Origin of the sequence: Microbacterium sp. Beta (genome assembly GCF_005502545.1) — a bacterium.
Classification (GTDB): domain Bacteria; phylum Actinomycetota; class Actinomycetes; order Actinomycetales; family Microbacteriaceae; genus Microbacterium; species Microbacterium oxydans.
Genome location: NZ_SCOG01000010.1, coordinates 94,236 through 109,518, shown reverse-complemented (window position 1 = coordinate 109,518; position 15,283 = coordinate 94,236). Strand labels below are relative to the sequence as shown.

The following is a 15,283-nucleotide window of genomic DNA, read 5'->3' as shown; positions in this document are numbered from 1 at the left end:
ATTCGAACCGGGGAGTCAGTCGCCGATACGGACGAACTGCGCGGCGCTGACCCGGTGGATGCTGGTGTTGCGCACCTCGAGTCGCACCGTGCCCGTCGCACCGGCCGCGTAGCGGAACGAGCCCAGCGAGCGCCAGGCGGCTGCGCCCTGGGTCTGGTCCACGATCACCTCGGAGCTGCCGTTCTGATGCTCCACGACGTAGGCCGCCGACGTCGTGGTCGTGGGGTTCGTCGGGTACCAGACCGAGACACGGTAGAGCCCTGCCTGCGGGAGGTCGACGTTCCACGTCACAGTGCTACCCACCGAGTCGGAATCGCTGTACCGCGTGCGGGTGCCGTTCCAGCCGGAGAGTCCGCTGGGGTACCAGTTCCCCGCCTCGAGGTACCCCGGCCACGGCGACTGCGTGTGGGCGATCACGCCCTCGTCGGCGACGCGCACGAGCACTCCCCTCCTGAGGCTCTGATCGAGGCGTGCCTCGAAGCGCGTCGACGATCCGGGTGCGACACCGGAGCCGGCCGTCACCGTCCAGGTATGGGTCAGATCCGATCGCAGTGGCACGGTGATCGTCGTGCTCTGCTGTCCGACGCTCCACCCCGTGAGGCCGTAGAGGGCGAGCGTGCCCTGCAGGGGCGTCACCCCGGTGTTGATGACGAGTGCGGTCAGCTTCGCGACGGCGCCTGGCCCGTTCACGATCTCGACATCGGAGGTGAGCGACACCAGTCGGCGCCGGTCGATCACCTCGATCGCGGCCGGTCTGAGCGTGACGGGATCCTCGCCCGTGACCGTGAGCTTCGCCTTCACCTCGACCTCACCGAGCGGTGCGGCGGTGGCGATCACCGCGGCCGATTCCATGCGGGCTGAGCCCTGCGCCGGGACGGAGACGGCCGGGACCGCGCCGTCGAGCTGCCACCCTGACGGGAGTGTGATCGCGACCGTGCCGGTGATCGGGTCGTCCGTCGCGTTGCGCACTTCGATCGTCAGCGGCACACGGTCGCCGGCGGTGCCCGTCGCCTGCGCGATGACATCTCCCGCGAGACCCGGGTTCGCACCGCTGATCCGTGCGGGCAGCTTCAGCGTGACCTCGGGCATGGTCACTCCGCCGGAGGTGATCGTGTACCGGAAGGTGTCGGTCAGGTCGTCGACCGGGATCGTCCATTCGAACGGGTACGCCTTCTGGGGCGCCTGCTGCACCGCGTTCCCGCCGATCCGGTACGACAGCGTCGCCTGCTGTTCCGTGTCGATCTGCACGTACGCGTCGTACCCCTGACCGTCGGGGCGCACCAGGAGCATCCCTCGCGCGACGCCGTACTCGGTCGCCGGGTCGGAGTCGACCTCGTGGAAGCTGTCCGGCCCGTGATCGACGATGTCGTCGAACGGCAGTTCGGGACGCTGCACGTCGACGTCGCGCACCACGAGGGCCACCAGCCCGCGCGCGGGGACCGTCACGGTGACCCGTCCGCTGCTCGCCGCTCCGGTCGATCGAGTGCCGTTCGCCGTCACCAGCTCCACGGGCGTCGAGGAGTTCCGGGGCACCCCGGTGAGGTCGCTGGAGAGGTCGACGACCACCTGCTGCGCGGTCCCGGCGGAGTTGGTCAGGCTGATGTACAGGGCGCCGTTGCCGACACCGCCGATCCAGTTGACCAGAGGGTTGTCGACCGCGATGAGCCCCGCGGGAAGGTACGGCCAGACCCCGTCTTCACCGAAGAACGTTCCCGGGGCATGGCCGTAGGCGAAGAACTTGAAGTACGCGAAATCGGCCTCGAACACGTGCGGGAACTCGATGGCCCCCGCGCTCCGATAGAAGCTCTCGCTGATCAGGTAGTCCATCGCGAGTCCGAGCTGGGCCGGTGCGTGGTGGAAGTAGTACCCCGTGATGCCCACCGGGCCGCTTGTCGCGAAGTCGGGTTTCATGTGCGCGACCTGGAACTGCCGCCCGTAGTAACCGGGGTACGTGGTGAAGCGACCGATCACCATGTTGTGCGCGATGTCGGCGAGCAGCTCGTCTCCGGTGTGGTGTGCCAGGCGCAGCAGTGCTCCGGCCCAGCACGGGTTGAACACGTAGCCGCCACCGGGGTTCGTGAGCGTGCTGACACCGAGCTTGAACGACGACAATGCCTCGAACGTCAGCCCCGACGGGGACACGTACCAGGCCGGCACCGTCTCGGTCGGCACGTCGGTGGTGGGATACGACGGGAGGGACGAGCGCGACTCCCAGTCGTACTGCTGCGTGATCACGGATCCGACCGGCACCGTGACCGTCGTGTCCGGCACCGGGCGCACGGCCGTCTGCGTGATGAAACGCTGCACCTCGCGGTATGCGCCGTCGAGGAACTCGGACTCGCCCGTGGCCTCGAACATCTCCAGCAGGTCGACCCAGTACTTCGAGAAGCTGTAGGCGAAGCCACCGGGCGGCTGGCCGTTGCTGCGATAGGGCGTCAGGATCTGCTCCTGCGAGTACCGCCGCGCGATCAGGGTGGCTTCCGTGAGATAGGCCGGATCCCCCGTCACCCGGTAGGTCGCCAGCGCGTTCGAGAACGGGGCTCTGCTCTGCCCGACCACACCCGCTTTGGTCGCCTGCACCGCGAGCCGCTGGATGCCGGCGTTGCGCCCGTGGGTGAGCTGATACAGCGACGCGAGGTTCACGGCGTCGGTGGGGATGCGACCGATCCGGTACTGCGTCTTGTCGTTGTAGACCGGGCTGCCGATCATCGGCGTATGCCCGATGCCCTTGCGGGAGAGCTGATACTCGACGAGCGGCCTGGCACGGCGGTCGTAGAGGGTGCCGTCCGCGGTCCCCGTCAGGTAGTGCGCGGAGAGCACGACACCGCTCGCCGCCGCGCGGACGGCATCCTCGTTCTCGACGTCGACGAACCCCTTGGCACGGTTCCACCACCCCGAGTACGACGGCACGTAGTCGATGGAGTCGTCGCCGCTGGGCTCGACGGCGATCAGCTCCGCCATGGCGTGCACGGCGTCGGTGAGCGACCGGTCGTAGACGTTGTGCCGGTACGCCGTGAGGCCGTACTCGTTGCGGCACAGCTGCGTGTAGATGCCGTACAGCGTGTCGGCGCGCGCGGCGAGGCCGAAGGCGAACCCACGCTGCTGACCGACCGTCATCGCCGTCCGCAGCCCCGGCTGGGGTGCGTACATGGACGGCACGATGTCGAGGCTGTCGTTGCGCAGACTCATGCCGTACGGCTGTCGGTCCGACATCAGCTGCCGCTCGTGCACGAACTCGGCGACCTCCGACGGCAGATAGACACCCGAGGTGACGGCGACGTCGCCGATCGCGTACTGCGTCAGCGCCATCGGTGCGAAGAGCTCCCACGCCCCCAGCGGCGCCGAGCCGTCGAGCACCGAGAGGGCGTGCTGATAGGACCCGCAGAGCACCTCGTCGAGGTCGTCGATCGACCGGGTGTCCTGGCTCTGGTAACCGACGATGTAGTCGCCTGCGGTCTTGGCCGTGAGCACGTAGTGCGCCTCGGGCTGCGCTCCCTCCAGCCGCCAGCGGACCACCAGGTCGACGTCGTCTGTGCTGGTGGTCAGTTCGATCGCCTGCGGCCCGAGCACCTGGAACGAGGTGAAGCCCAGCCAGCTCGGCGCGAGCGGGCCCTACAGCTCCGGAGCGCTCCCGGCCGGCAGCGTGCCCTCCAGCACGAGCCACTGCTCGTCGAAGCGGTGGGCGGGGTCGGTGATCTGCAGCCATCCGCCGTTGTGCTTGACCTCGAGGTCGCGCACGATCGTCGCGCCACCGTCCCACGTCGCCTGCAGGAAGGTCATGCGATGGTTCTGTCCCACCAGCTGAGCGACCTGTGTGAAGGCGAGGTTCGGTTTGTCCAGTCGCCGCAGAGCATCGGCATACACCCCGCCGGCGGTGGTGAGTTCGGTGGCCGCCGCGGGGGCCATGCCGCCCGGCGAGCCGAGCACCGGGGGGAGCACGCCGGCGATCACGAGCATTCGCAGCACGGAGCGTCGGCTCCACATCAGGGGATTGTGTTCGGCACCGTCGCCAGGAGTTGCATCCATGATGCACATAATGCAATTCCTATGCGATGATGTCAATGCGTGCGCCGCACCGATCACCCGAGCCCACATGCCCCGTCGACACCGGTAGCGTCGACGAGGCAGCCCACCCGAAAGGATGCACGCGGTGACGCACTCCCCGCCCGAGACCCCGCCTGAGGAGATGACGGAGTACTCGCTGAGCACGCTCCTGACCCCACTCGATCCCCCCGTGGAACCGTCGGATTTCGACGATTTCTGGAGGGCCTCCTTCGAGGAGTTCGGCACGGGCAGCGTGGCCTGGGAGGTCGTCCAGGAGCACCCCGAGACCCCGACGCATCGCGTCGCCGAGATCCGCTTCCGTTCCTCCGCCGGCGAGGCGGCAGTCGCGTTCGTGATGCTTCCGCACGCTGCCGACGTGACCCGCCGAGGCCTCGTCGTCGGCCACGGTTACGGCGGTCGCACCGGCCCCGACATCGAACGCGTCGCCTCCGATACCGCCGCGATCTTCCCGGTCGCCCCCGGAACCCATATCGGCACGAGCAGCCGGTTCCCCGCATCGCCCGACGAGCACGTGCTGGCAGGGATCGAACACCGCGACACCTACTCGCACCGCTTCAGCGCCGCCGACATCTGGCGAGCGGCGACCGTGCTCCTCGAGATGGCCCCATCCGCAGCGGGAGCGCTCGACTTCAGCGGCGGCAGCTTCGGCGGCGGCATCGGCGCGCTCGCCCTGCCGTGGGACGGGCGGTTCCGTCGCGCCGCGCTCGATGTCCCGAGCTTCGGCAACCACGACGTGCGCCTGTCACGGAGATGCACCGGGAGTGGTGAGGCCGTGCGCCTGCACCTCCGCGAGCACCCGGAGGTCCGGCCGGTGCTCGACTACTTCGACGCGGCGATCGCAGCCCGGCGGCTGCGGCTGCCCGTGCACGTGAGCGCGGCCGTGCTCGACCCCGCCGTCGATCCACGCGGGCAGTTCGCGGTCTACCACGCCGTGTCCGGCCCGAAGCGCCTCGGCGTGCGGGCGGCGGGCCACCTTCCCGGAACGGTCGGCGAGCTGTCGGACCGACTCGCGCTTCAGGACGGCATCGACTTCCTCGCACTGCCCGACGACCGTCTGATCTGAACACCCCGACGGATCGCTTCTCAGAAGATGCATAGCGTTCTCCATAGAAATCGCATAGGAGATTCCGCAGAATAGGGACATGACCAGCGACCTGCCCGAACTGCGCCGTCCCGACGGCTCCCCCTTGCGCATCCTCGCCGTCGACGACGAGCAGATGCTTACCGACCTGCTCGCGATGGCGCTGCGAATGGAAGGATGGGAGGTGCGCACCGCCTCCTCCGGGATGGAGGCTCTCCAGGTCGCGCGCGAGTTCGAGCCCGACGCACTCGTGCTGGACATCATGATGCCCGATCTCGACGGGATGTCGGTGCTCAAGCGACTCCGTGAAGCCGGCAACCTGGTCCCGGTCCTGTTCCTCACCGCGAAGGATGCTGTGGGCGATCGCGTCGCCGGCCTCACAGCGGGCGGCGACGACTACGTCACCAAACCGTTCAGCCTGGAAGAGGTGATCGCGCGCCTGCGGGCGATCATCCGCCGCACCGGCCACGCCACCGCTGACGACGGCCAGTCGATCCTGCGCGTCGCCGACCTCACCCTCAACGAGGACAGCCACGAGGTCGTGCGCGACGGCACCGAGATCGAGCTCACCGCGACCGAGTTCGAGCTGTTGCGCTACCTGATGCGCAACGAGCGCCGGGTGCTCTCGAAGGCGCAGATCCTCGACCGGGTGTGGAGCTACGACTTCGGCGGCAAGTCATCGGTCGTCGAGCTGTACATCTCGTACCTGCGCAAGAAGATCGACGCCGGACGCACGCCACTGCTGCACACCGTCCGCGGCGTCGGCTACATGATCAAGGCCCCTCAGTGAGCTCGGCGACGACGATGAGACGGCCGATGAGCCTGCAGACACGGCTGATGACCGCCGTGATCGGGTTCGTCTCGCTGATCCTCATCATCGTCGCCATCATCACCAGCGCGACGCTGGGCAAGACCATGGAGGATCAGCTCGACCAGAAGCTCTCCAACAATGCGCACCAGCTCGTCCGGGTGACCGAAGCGTTCCCCCCGTCGTCCGCCACCGCGCAGAACGTGCTCGCGAACAGCTCCGCACCGCCGGTCGGCGTGCTCTTCGTCGTCTCGAGCCCCGTAACGGGCTTCAGCGGCGTCGTCGCGAAGACCACCGACGGCGATCCGCTCGCCGGGTCGCTGCAGACTCTCAGCGGCGCCCAGCTGGCGGAGATCGCCGGCGCGCTGAAGGACTCCTCGGTCGCCTCCGTCTCCATCAGCGACGTGGGCTCCTACCGGGTGATGGCGCTGCCGACGAGCAACGGGGTCATCGTGGTGACCGGTCTCCCCCGCGACGAGATCCAGAACCAGCTCACGCAGCTCCTCACGGTGATCGCGCTCGCCACGATCGGCGGCCTGATCCTGCTGGCCCTCACCACGGCGATCACGATCCGCGTGAGCCTGCGCCCGCTGCGCGCCGTCGCGACCACCGCGACCAGGGTCGCCAACCAGCAGCTCGATCGCGGCGAGGTGACCATCACGGAGCGCGTCCCCGCCTCCGAGGCCGATCCGCGCACCGAGACCGGGCTGGTCGGGGCGTCGTTGAACAAGCTCCTCGATCACGTGAACACCTCGCTCGCGTCCCGGCAGAAGAACGAGGAGCGGATGCGGCGGTTCGTCGCCGATGCCAGCCACGAGCTGCGCACACCGCTCGCCTCGATCCGCGGCTACTCCGAGCTCTCGCTGCGAGCTCTCCGCCAGACGAAGGAACCGTCCGAGCGACCGGAGGTCATCGAGAGCACCACCTCTTCGCTCGAGCGCATCCAGGCGCAGTCGCTGCGGATGACCAGGCTCGTCGAGGACCTGCTGCTGCTCGCCCGCCTCGACGAAGGCCGGGAGCTCGTCTACGGCACGGTCGACCTCACCCAGCTGGCGCTGGAGGGGCTGTCTGATGCGCGCCCCACGGCCGTGGACCACCACTGGAAGATCGACGTGCCCGACGAGCCCGTCACGATCCTGGGAGATGCGGGACGCATGCACCAGGTCGTGGCCAACCTGCTCGCGAACGCCCGCACGCACACGCCGGCTGGCACGACGGTGACACTGAGCGTCGCGCAGGAGGGCGATCAGGCGGTGCTGCGCGTGCACGACGACGGTCCGGGGATCGATCCGGCCATCCGAGACGAGCTGTTCGCCCGCTTCGCCCGCGGAGACAGCTCCCGTGCGCGCCAGACCGGCGGGACGGGGCTCGGCCTCGCGATCGTGAAGGCCATCGTCGAGGGCCACCACGGCTCCATCACGGTGGACAGCGAGCCAGGGAACACCACCTTCAGCGTCCGCATCCCGACGAATCCGGCGGCCTCCCCCGACACCGCCGCTACGGACACCTGACCCGCAGCACAGCGCCCGCCACGAGCACAGCGCCCACCACCATACTGAGCCCGCCACGACACTGAGCCCGCCACGATACTGAGCCCGCCACGACACTGAGCCAGCCACGACACTGAGCCCGCCACGACACCGAGCCCGCCACGATGCTGAGCCGCGCGCGAGAGGATTCCTGCGCCGGCGGGATCAGTAGCCGGCGAAGGCGTCCGTGGTGAGGCTGCGGGCCTTCTGCAGTGCGGGCGCGAGATCGGCGATCAGGCGGGGTGGGCCCGAGATGAACGCGTGGCGCGCGGGCAGGTCGGGAACGGCACGCTCGAGGGTATCGGCGTCCAGACGCGCCCCCTGAGCCCAGGACCAGTGCGAGGGCAGGGCGGCCGGCTCGTCGCGCGTGAACACGACGGTGCGCACGCCTGTCTCGGCCAGCTCCTCGCGGAACGCGAGCTCGGAAGCGTCTGCGGCGACGTAGATCAGCACCACGTCGCGCTGTCGGCCGGTCGCCTGCAGCTGCCGCAGCTGGGACACGAACGGCGTGACGCCGATGCCCGCCGCGACCATGAGCACGGGCTGTTCGCCCCGCGGCAGGATGAAGTCGCCCCAGGTCCCGGTCACGGCGAAGGTCGCCCCCGGCTCGGCGGCCGCGAGAGCCCGCTTGTAGCTGGAGGGGTGCTTCTGGTCGCCGTTCTTGTAGGCGATGCGCAGCGTTGGCAGGTCGGCCGGCGCCGACACGATGCTGAACTCCCGGCGGGTGCCGCGCGCGTCGGGGCGGTGGTGCGGCACGTCGAGCTCGAGATACTGACCAGGGAGGAAACGCACACGGCCCTTGGCGCGGAAGGTCAGCTCCTGCGCGGTCGGGGTGACGAACTCACGTCGTTCGAGCACGAGCCGCACCGACCCGCGCAGTGCGAAGGCGAACGCGACCAGGTTGCCGATGAGCAGCGCGCGCTCCTGTCCGAGGGTGAACAGGCCGGCCACGGAGAGGGGCCACCCCGCGAGCAGACCGACGACGACGGCCACCACGAGCTGCTGCCGACGCCGCGGCGGAAGAGTGAGCGGCTCCGAGAGCATGAAGGCCCCGAGGAAGAGGAACGGCGACTGCAGCACGGCGAACTGCAGGGCTGTCGCGACGTCGAAGGCGACATCGAACTCCACGGCCTGGACTGCCTGCCGCACCACGGAGGTGGCGACCGCGACGATCAGGAACACCAGCACGACGCGGATCTTCTCGGTGCGCCACAGCACCAGGAGACCGAGCACCGCGACCGGGATCGTGAGCACGGGCGTGCCCACCCACCACGCCGACGAGGTGCCCAACCACTCGAAGGCCCCGAACGCCCCGAGGATCGAGACGACGGCGGCGCCGAACGCGGCCGGGTTGAAGATGTGCCGGCCCCGCCAGGCGATCAGATACTTCGACACGCTCGCGACGGCACCGGCGATCGCGAGGCCGACGAGTGCACTCGGCTCGACGCCGGGGCGGAGCACGAACAACAGGATGAGGGCGGTCACGACCGAGGATTCGATGCGCCAGGGCAGCCGCAGGATGCGCTGCGCGACAGCGTCGACGACCGAGATGACGAGCGCGAGCACGAGGAAGGACGCCACGAGCTCGAGCGGGGTCGGCGAGACGATGACGCCGAACAGCGAGAGCACGAAGGCGATGACGGCGAGGGCGATCAGCGCGAACAGGACCAGACGGTACATCGACAGCGAGCCCAGCACGGCCAGGACCCGCTGACGCGCAGCGGTGAATGAGGTGATCACGATTCCACTCTTCCCTGGTTCTGGACGGTGAGGAACAGTTCGGCCGGAAATCCGGGGGAACGCTGCACCCGTCCGTCGGTGCTCATCCGCACCCACTCGGTTCCCCAGGCCGCAGCGATCTCAGGGCCGCCGTCGAAGAAGAGGGCGGTCGCCACAGCGTCGGCCCTCATAGCGTGGGGCGCCACGGCCCAGGTCGCCGCCCAGGTGCGCACCGGGGTGCCGGTGCGCGCATCCAGGACGTGGTGGAGCCCGCTCCCCCACGCCCGACGGTTGATGGCCGAGGCGCACAGGGCCTGGTCCTTCACCTCGATGACGCCGATCGCCTTCGTCGCGTCATAGGGGTGCTCGAGGGCGATGCGCACACCGGCCCCGCGCACCCGGATGTCGCCACCGGCATCGATCACGAGATCGCCGGGCACACGCTCCAGCACCGTGGACACGAGATCGACGAGGCGACCCTTCCCGAGGGCGCCGACGTCGAGCAGAGCCGGAGCCGAAGCCCTGACCTCGCCACCATCCCACGAGAGATGCCGATCCCACTCTTCCGGCGCCGGGAGCGGCTGCCCGGCGATCAGCGTGTAGGCCGCGTCATAGCCGAGCGCATCCAGGCTCGCGGCGACGAGGGGGTTCACCGCACCGGCGGTCGCCGCGGAGAGCTCGCGATACGCGTCGAGCATGGGGGCGGCGTCGGCGGAGGCGAGAACGCCACCGAGTCTCCCGAGGCGCACGACCTCGGAGTCTGCACGGAACCGGGACCATTCGCGGTCGAAGCGCTCGATCTCCGCCGTCACCGCCGCCTTCGCGGCAGCCGGGAGCGGGTCGGTCGTCTCGATCTCCCAGTGCGTTCCGATGGCCTCGAAGCTCCAGGTGGCCATGCGGCTTTCAGGCGCCTACGCGGCAGCCTGCTCCTTGATCGACTCGACGGCGTCGTTGAATCCGCCGCTGGTGAGCGACGAGCCCGCGACACGGGTGACGTTCAGCTCGTCGATCGGCTTGCCGTCGACCTCGGCGGCGATGCCGTCGATGAACTCGCCCTGGTAGCGCTTGCTCTCGGGCGCCTGCGGATCACCCGTGACCTCGACATCGGTGACGACGCCGTCGGCGAGCGTCAGCGTGACGGAGATCTTCTCCACCGTCTCGGGGGTCTGGTACCAGCCCTCGGCCGTGTAGGTGCCGTCGGTGTAGGTCGCCGTGGCGTCACCTCCCGAAGACGATGCGGAGGCACCCGTATCGGGAGTGCTGTCGGCTCCGGAAGAGCCCTCGGCATCGGCAGCGCCGGAGCATCCGGCGAGGACGAAGAGACCTGCGATCCCGAGGAGTGCGGATCCCTTGCGGACAGAGGTCGGTACGGTCGTGCGGATCATGGTGGTCCTCCCGGCTCGGTGTCGGTCGACGTGGTCGTCGACCCCCTCACGCTAGGCATCGCGCCTATGAACGGGCTGACGTAACGTGTTACGCGTCTCCGCCGAACATGCTGGTGACGGAGCCGTCCTCGAACACCTCATGGATCGCGCGGGCCAGGAGCGGGGCGATCGGGAGGATGGTGAGCTTGTCCCACTGGCGCGACTCGGTGAGCGGGATCGTGTCGGTGATGACGACCTCGTCGATGGACGAGTCCTGCAGACGATCCGACGCCGGGTCGCTGAAGATCGCGTGCGTCGCGGCGACGATCACGCGGTGCGCCCCGTTCGCCTTGAGCGCCTGCGCAGCCTTGACGATCGTGCCACCGGTGTCGATCATGTCGTCGACGAGGAGGCAGGTGCGTCCCTCGACGGCACCGACGATCTCGTGCACGGAGACCTGGTTGGCGACCTTCGGGTCGCGACGCTTGTGGATGATCGCGAGCGGAGCGCCGAGGCTGTCCGACCACGTGTCGGCCACGCGCACGCGGCCCATGTCGGGCGATACCACCGTGAGGATCTCGCGGTCCTCCGGCGAGAGGGTGCGCTCGAAGTAGTCGAGCAGCACGGGCTTGGCGAACAGGTGGTCGACGGGACCGTCGAAGAAGCCCTGGATCTGGGCCGCGTGCAGGTCGACGCTCATGACGCGGTCGGCACCGGCGGTCTTCAGCAGGTCGGCCACGAGACGGGCGCTGATCGGCTCGCGACCGCGACCCTTCTTGTCCTGACGCGAATACGGATAGTACGGCGCGACGACGGTGATGCGCTTCGCCGACGCGCGCTTGGCCGCGTCGATCATGATGAGAGTCTCCATGAGCCACTCGTTGACCGGCTCGCCGAACGTCTGGATCAGGAAGAGATCCACTCCACGGATGGAGACCTCGAAGCGCGCGTAGATCTCACCCGACGCGAACGTGCGGTGCTCGACCGGGGCGATCTCGGTGCCCAGCGCCTCGGCGACCGCCGCCGTGAGGGCAGGGTGCGAACGACCGCCGGCGACGACGAGCCGCTTCTTGGTCTTCGCGATGATCCCGGGGGCCACGCCGTTGTCGCGATCCAGATCGACCGTCTTCTTCTTGCGCGCCATGTCCGCCTATTCCGCCGAATTCTCCCGGGACGCAGCATCCGCCGCGCCCGTCCCTGCTCTGTTCTTCTCGACCCAGCCCTCGATGTTGCGCTGGGGGGCGACGCTCATGGCCAGAGCGCCGGCGGGGACGTCCTTGCGGACGACGGCGCCTGCACCGGTCTTCGCACCGGCTCCCAGCCTAACGGGCGCGACGAGCACCGTGTGCGACCCGGTGTGCACCTCGTCGCCGATCTCGGTGCGGTGCTTGTTCACGTCGTCGTAGTTGGCGGTGATCGTGCTCGCACCGAGGTTCACTCCGCGACCGATCGTCGCATCGCCCACGTACGACAGGTGCGGCACCTTGCTGCCCTCGCCGATCTCGGCGTTCTTGGTCTCGACGTACGCGCCGATCTTGCCCTTGGCGCCCAGCACAGTGCCGGGGCGGAGGAAGGAGAACGGACCGACCGTCGCCTCGGCGCCGATGACGGCCAGCGTCGCATCCGTGCGGCGGACGACCGCATCCTCACCGACCTCGCAGTCCACGAGCGTCGTATCGGGGCCGATGACGGCTCCGGAGGCGATGGCCGTTGCCCGCAGGATCTGCGTGTTCGGGAGGATCGTGACGTCGGGCGAGAGTGTCGCGTCGTCGTCGATCCACGTGGTGGCGGGGTCGATCACGGTGACGCCCTCGAGCTGCCACCGGCGCACGATCCGCTGGTTGAGCAGGCGCCCGACGAGCGCGAGCTGCGTGCGGTCGTTCACGCCGTAGGTGACCGTGACGTCCGACACGACCGACGCCGCGACGCGGTCGCCATCGCGGCGGAGCAGTCCAGGCACGTCGGTCAGGTACATCTCGCGCTGAGCGTTATCGAGGCTCAGCTGCGGCAGGTAGGTACGCAGCGTCGCGGCGCGGAACACGTACATACCGGCGTTGATCTCACGGACGGCCGCCTCTTCCGGGCTCGCATCCTTCTGCTCCACGATGCGGTCGACCCCGCCATCGGCATCGCGCACCACGCGACCGTAGCCGGTGGGATCCTCCACCAGCGCGGTCATGAGTGTGGCAGGCGCCCCGGACGCCCGGTGCTCAGCGAGGAAGGCCGAGAGGGTGTCGGCATCGGCGAGGGGGCAGTCGCCGGAGAGCACGAGCACGTCGCCCTCGAAGTCGGCGGGCAGCGCATCGACGGCCACCTGCACCGCACGACCCGTTCCCGGGATGTCGTCCTGGTCGACGAAGACCGCGTCGGGATAATCGGCGGCGAGGGCGGCCACCACCTGGTCCCGCTCATGCCGCACGACGACCTCGACGTGCGTCGCCTGCAACCGCTGCGCTGTGGTGAGCACGTGCCCCACGAGTGGACGTCCGCTGATCGGGTGCAGCACCTTCGGCAGACGCGACTTCATGCGAGTGCCCTGCCCTGCGGCGAGGACGATGATCGCGAGATTGTTCCCAGTCATGCTCCGCCGCCAGGACTCGAACCTAGACCTCACAGCTCCAAAGGCTGTCGTGCTGCCATTACACCACGGCGGACCGCGCCGCCCATGAAGGCACCGCGGGGACAAGTCTGCCATGCTCCGGCCCCGGTTCCGCTGACACCGCGGCCCGTCATCCGCGTGAAATACCGATCTGCAATGCTGACGACATGAGCGTCGTGATCGAACGGGTGCAGGCCGCGAGCCCCGCCCTGGCCGAGTTCCTGGTCGCCCACCATGCGGAGTTGGAGCACACCGCTCCTGCGGAGAGCCGCCACGCCCTGGTGTTCGAGCGGTTGCTGGCTCCGGGAGTGCGGCTCTTCGCCGCGCACCTCGACGGTGCTCCCGTGGCCACCGGTGCCCTGGCGACTGTCGAGGAGGGACACGAGGAGATCAAGTCGATGCGCACGGACCCCGCCCTGCGCGGACAGGGCCTCGGCCGCGCCATGCTCGCGTTCCTCCTGGCGGACGCCGAGTCCAGGGGCATCAGCCGCCTCTCGCTCGAGACCGGGAGCGCGGACTTCTTCACCCCGGCACGTGCGCTGTACGCCGCGGCGGGATTCCGCGAGTGCGGCCCGTTCGGCGGCTACGCGCTCGATCCGTACAGCACGTTCATGACGGTCACGCTCCCGACCGCGTCCTGATCTCGTCGCCGCGCGCGCGATAATGGGCGGATGAGCGAGGTGGATGAGGTCGACCGGATCGTCGGCGCGTGGAACACCCAGCGTCCCGACCTCGACTTCTCCCCGCTCGAGGTCCTGTCGCGGATGGACCGGTTGTCGCGGCACCTCGATCGCGCCCGCCGCGATGTGTTCCGACGGAGCGATCTGGAGCACTGGGAGTGGGACGTGCTCTCCGCGCTGCGGAGAGCGGGGGCGCCGTTCCAACTCTCCCCCAAGCAACTGCTCCAGCAGACCCTGGTCTCGAGCGGCACCATGACCAACCGGATCGATCGCCTGGTCGGGCGTCGGTTCGTGCGGCGCGAGGCTGACCCAGGCGACGGTCGCAGCGTGCTGGTGACGCTCACCGATGACGGGCGCATCCGCGTGGACGCCGCCATCACGCGTCTGGTGGATGTGGAGGCCGATCTGCTGCAGGCGCTCTCCCGCTCCGACCGCGACCGCCTCGCGGGGCTGCTGCGCAAGCTGAGCCTGAGCTTCGACTCGTGACCGGCCGCAGCTGATGGGCATGCCCTCTCCCCTGCCCGTGCGCGACGGCGTGGGAGCCACACGGCTGCACGTGCCCCTCACCGGCTCGTGGCCCACGGTCGCTGCCTACATGATCGAGAGGTTCTTCCACCTCGATCCCGAGCGGCTGCTCGAGCGGTTCGATCGCGGCGACATCGTTCGCGCCGACGGCTCTGCGGTCCCGCGCGATGCCCCGCTCGGGAGTGTCGAGTTCATCTGGTACTACCGCGAGCCCGCCATCGAGACGCGGATCCCGTTCGAGATCGAGATCCTGCACCAGGACGAGCATCTCGTCGTCGTGGACAAGCCGCACTTCCTGCCAACGACTCCCGGCGGCAAGTTCCTGCAGAACTCGGCACTGGTGCGGCTGCGCAACCTCCTCGACAACCCGGACCTGGCGCCCATCCACCGTCTGGACCGCGCGACCGCCGGACTGCTGATGTTCTCGACGCGGCCCGTCACCCGCGGCGCCTACCAGCTGATGTTCGAGAACCGGCAGGTGCAGAAGGTCTACGAGGCGGTGTCCGCGCTGCCCGCGCACGGCGAACTCCCCTCGTTCCCGCTCGTCTACCGCAACCACATCGAGAAGCCGCGTGCCCAGGTGCGGGTGCAGGTCGACGACACCAGGGAGCCGAACGCCGAGACGCTGATCGAACTGATCGGCGCCGATGACCGTGTGGTGCACACCCTGCTCCGCCCGCACAGCGGGAAGATGCATCAGCTGCGCGTGCACCTCGCCGCCCTCGGCATGGGCATCCTCAACGACCGGTTCTACCCCGAGCTGCTCGACGATGTGCCGGACGACTTCGACCGCCCGCTGCAGCTGCTCGCACGCGAGCTGCGCTTCGTCGATCCGCTGAGCGGCGCGGAGCGGGTCTTCACCACGAGGCGGGCGCTGCAGCACGCGCCTCGTGGTGAGAATCCGTAGGCTCGC

General features: G+C 69.0%; 13 protein-coding genes and 1 tRNA gene. 6 read left to right on the top strand and 8 right to left on the bottom strand.

The genetic code is table 11. The annotated features are described in order from the left end of the window. Positions 1-15: 15 nt before the first annotated feature. Positions 16-3,570 (bottom strand): hypothetical protein, encoded by a 3,555-nt coding sequence (locus tag FFS56_RS11995; RefSeq protein WP_137772057.1) that lies wholly within the window; start codon positions 3,568-3,570, stop codon positions 16-18. Between the two features lie 42 nt (positions 3,571-3,612). Then, on the bottom strand, positions 3,613-4,026 hold the full coding sequence (locus FFS56_RS11990; RefSeq protein WP_127011941.1) for a hypothetical protein: 414 nt from the start codon (positions 4,024-4,026) through the stop codon (positions 3,613-3,615). A gap of 124 nt (positions 4,027-4,150) precedes the next feature. On the opposite strand from FFS56_RS11990, the gene FFS56_RS11985 reads away from it, so the two are divergent. From FFS56_RS11985 to FFS56_RS11975, 3 genes are all read left to right on the top strand, one after another. Then, complete coding sequence (locus tag FFS56_RS11985; protein WP_208644297.1) at positions 4,151-5,128, top strand: acetylxylan esterase; 978 nt, start codon at positions 4,151-4,153, stop codon at positions 5,126-5,128. A 79-nt stretch (positions 5,129-5,207) separates the two neighbouring features. Beyond that, positions 5,208-5,936, top strand: a complete 729-nt coding sequence (locus FFS56_RS11980) for a response regulator transcription factor (RefSeq protein WP_028503472.1) — start codon at positions 5,208-5,210, stop codon at positions 5,934-5,936. A gap of 26 nt (positions 5,937-5,962) precedes the next feature. Next, entirely contained in the window at positions 5,963-7,465 is a 1,503-nt protein-coding gene (locus FFS56_RS11975; RefSeq protein WP_127011940.1) for an ATP-binding protein, read from the top strand. A 183-nt stretch (positions 7,466-7,648) separates the two neighbouring features. Here FFS56_RS11975 and FFS56_RS11970 read toward each other — a convergent pair whose 3' ends face one another. The 6 genes from FFS56_RS11970 to FFS56_RS11945 all read right to left on the bottom strand — a co-directional run bounded on the left by FFS56_RS11970 (position 7,649) and on the right by FFS56_RS11945 (position 13,220). After that, complete coding sequence (locus FFS56_RS11970) at positions 7,649-9,223, bottom strand: flavodoxin reductase (protein ID WP_127011939.1); 1,575 nt, start codon at positions 9,221-9,223, stop codon at positions 7,649-7,651. Continuing rightward, complete coding sequence (locus FFS56_RS11965) at positions 9,220-10,098, bottom strand: FAD:protein FMN transferase (protein ID WP_061017224.1); 879 nt, start codon at positions 10,096-10,098, stop codon at positions 9,220-9,222. Before FFS56_RS11965 ends, FFS56_RS11970 begins: the two co-directional genes overlap by 4 nt. 15 nt (positions 10,099-10,113) lie before the next feature. Continuing rightward, positions 10,114-10,587: an FMN-binding protein gene (locus FFS56_RS11960; protein WP_137772058.1), complete on the bottom strand. Its 474-nt coding sequence runs from the start codon at positions 10,585-10,587 to the stop codon at positions 10,114-10,116. Positions 10,588-10,675: 88 nt separating this feature from the next. Then, positions 10,676-11,710 (bottom strand): ribose-phosphate diphosphokinase, encoded by a 1,035-nt coding sequence (locus FFS56_RS11955; protein ID WP_046748908.1) that lies wholly within the window; start codon positions 11,708-11,710, stop codon positions 10,676-10,678. A 6-nt stretch (positions 11,711-11,716) separates the two neighbouring features. Then, on the bottom strand, positions 11,717-13,147 hold the full coding sequence (gene glmU / locus FFS56_RS11950; RefSeq protein WP_046748907.1) for a bifunctional UDP-N-acetylglucosamine diphosphorylase/glucosamine-1-phosphate N-acetyltransferase GlmU: 1,431 nt from the start codon (positions 13,145-13,147) through the stop codon (positions 11,717-11,719). 1 nt (position 13,148) lies between these two features. Beyond that, positions 13,149-13,220, bottom strand: a tRNA-Gln gene (locus tag FFS56_RS11945). A gap of 112 nt (positions 13,221-13,332) precedes the next feature. Here FFS56_RS11945 and FFS56_RS11940 point away from each other — a divergent pair. From FFS56_RS11940 to FFS56_RS11930, 3 genes are read left to right on the top strand one after another with little or no spacing between them, the layout of a single operon-like run. Next, positions 13,333-13,806 (top strand): GNAT family N-acetyltransferase, encoded by a 474-nt coding sequence (locus FFS56_RS11940; RefSeq protein ID WP_127011938.1) that lies wholly within the window; start codon positions 13,333-13,335, stop codon positions 13,804-13,806. A gap of 30 nt (positions 13,807-13,836) precedes the next feature. Then, complete coding sequence (locus FFS56_RS11935) at positions 13,837-14,331, top strand: MarR family transcriptional regulator (RefSeq protein ID WP_029260528.1); 495 nt, start codon at positions 13,837-13,839, stop codon at positions 14,329-14,331. A gap of 19 nt (positions 14,332-14,350) precedes the next feature. Further along, the gene (locus FFS56_RS11930; RefSeq protein WP_197077705.1) at positions 14,351-15,277 is read left to right on the top strand and encodes a pseudouridine synthase; all 927 of its coding nucleotides are present in this window, start codon (positions 14,351-14,353) and stop codon (positions 15,275-15,277) included. Positions 15,278-15,283 lie beyond the last annotated feature (6 nt).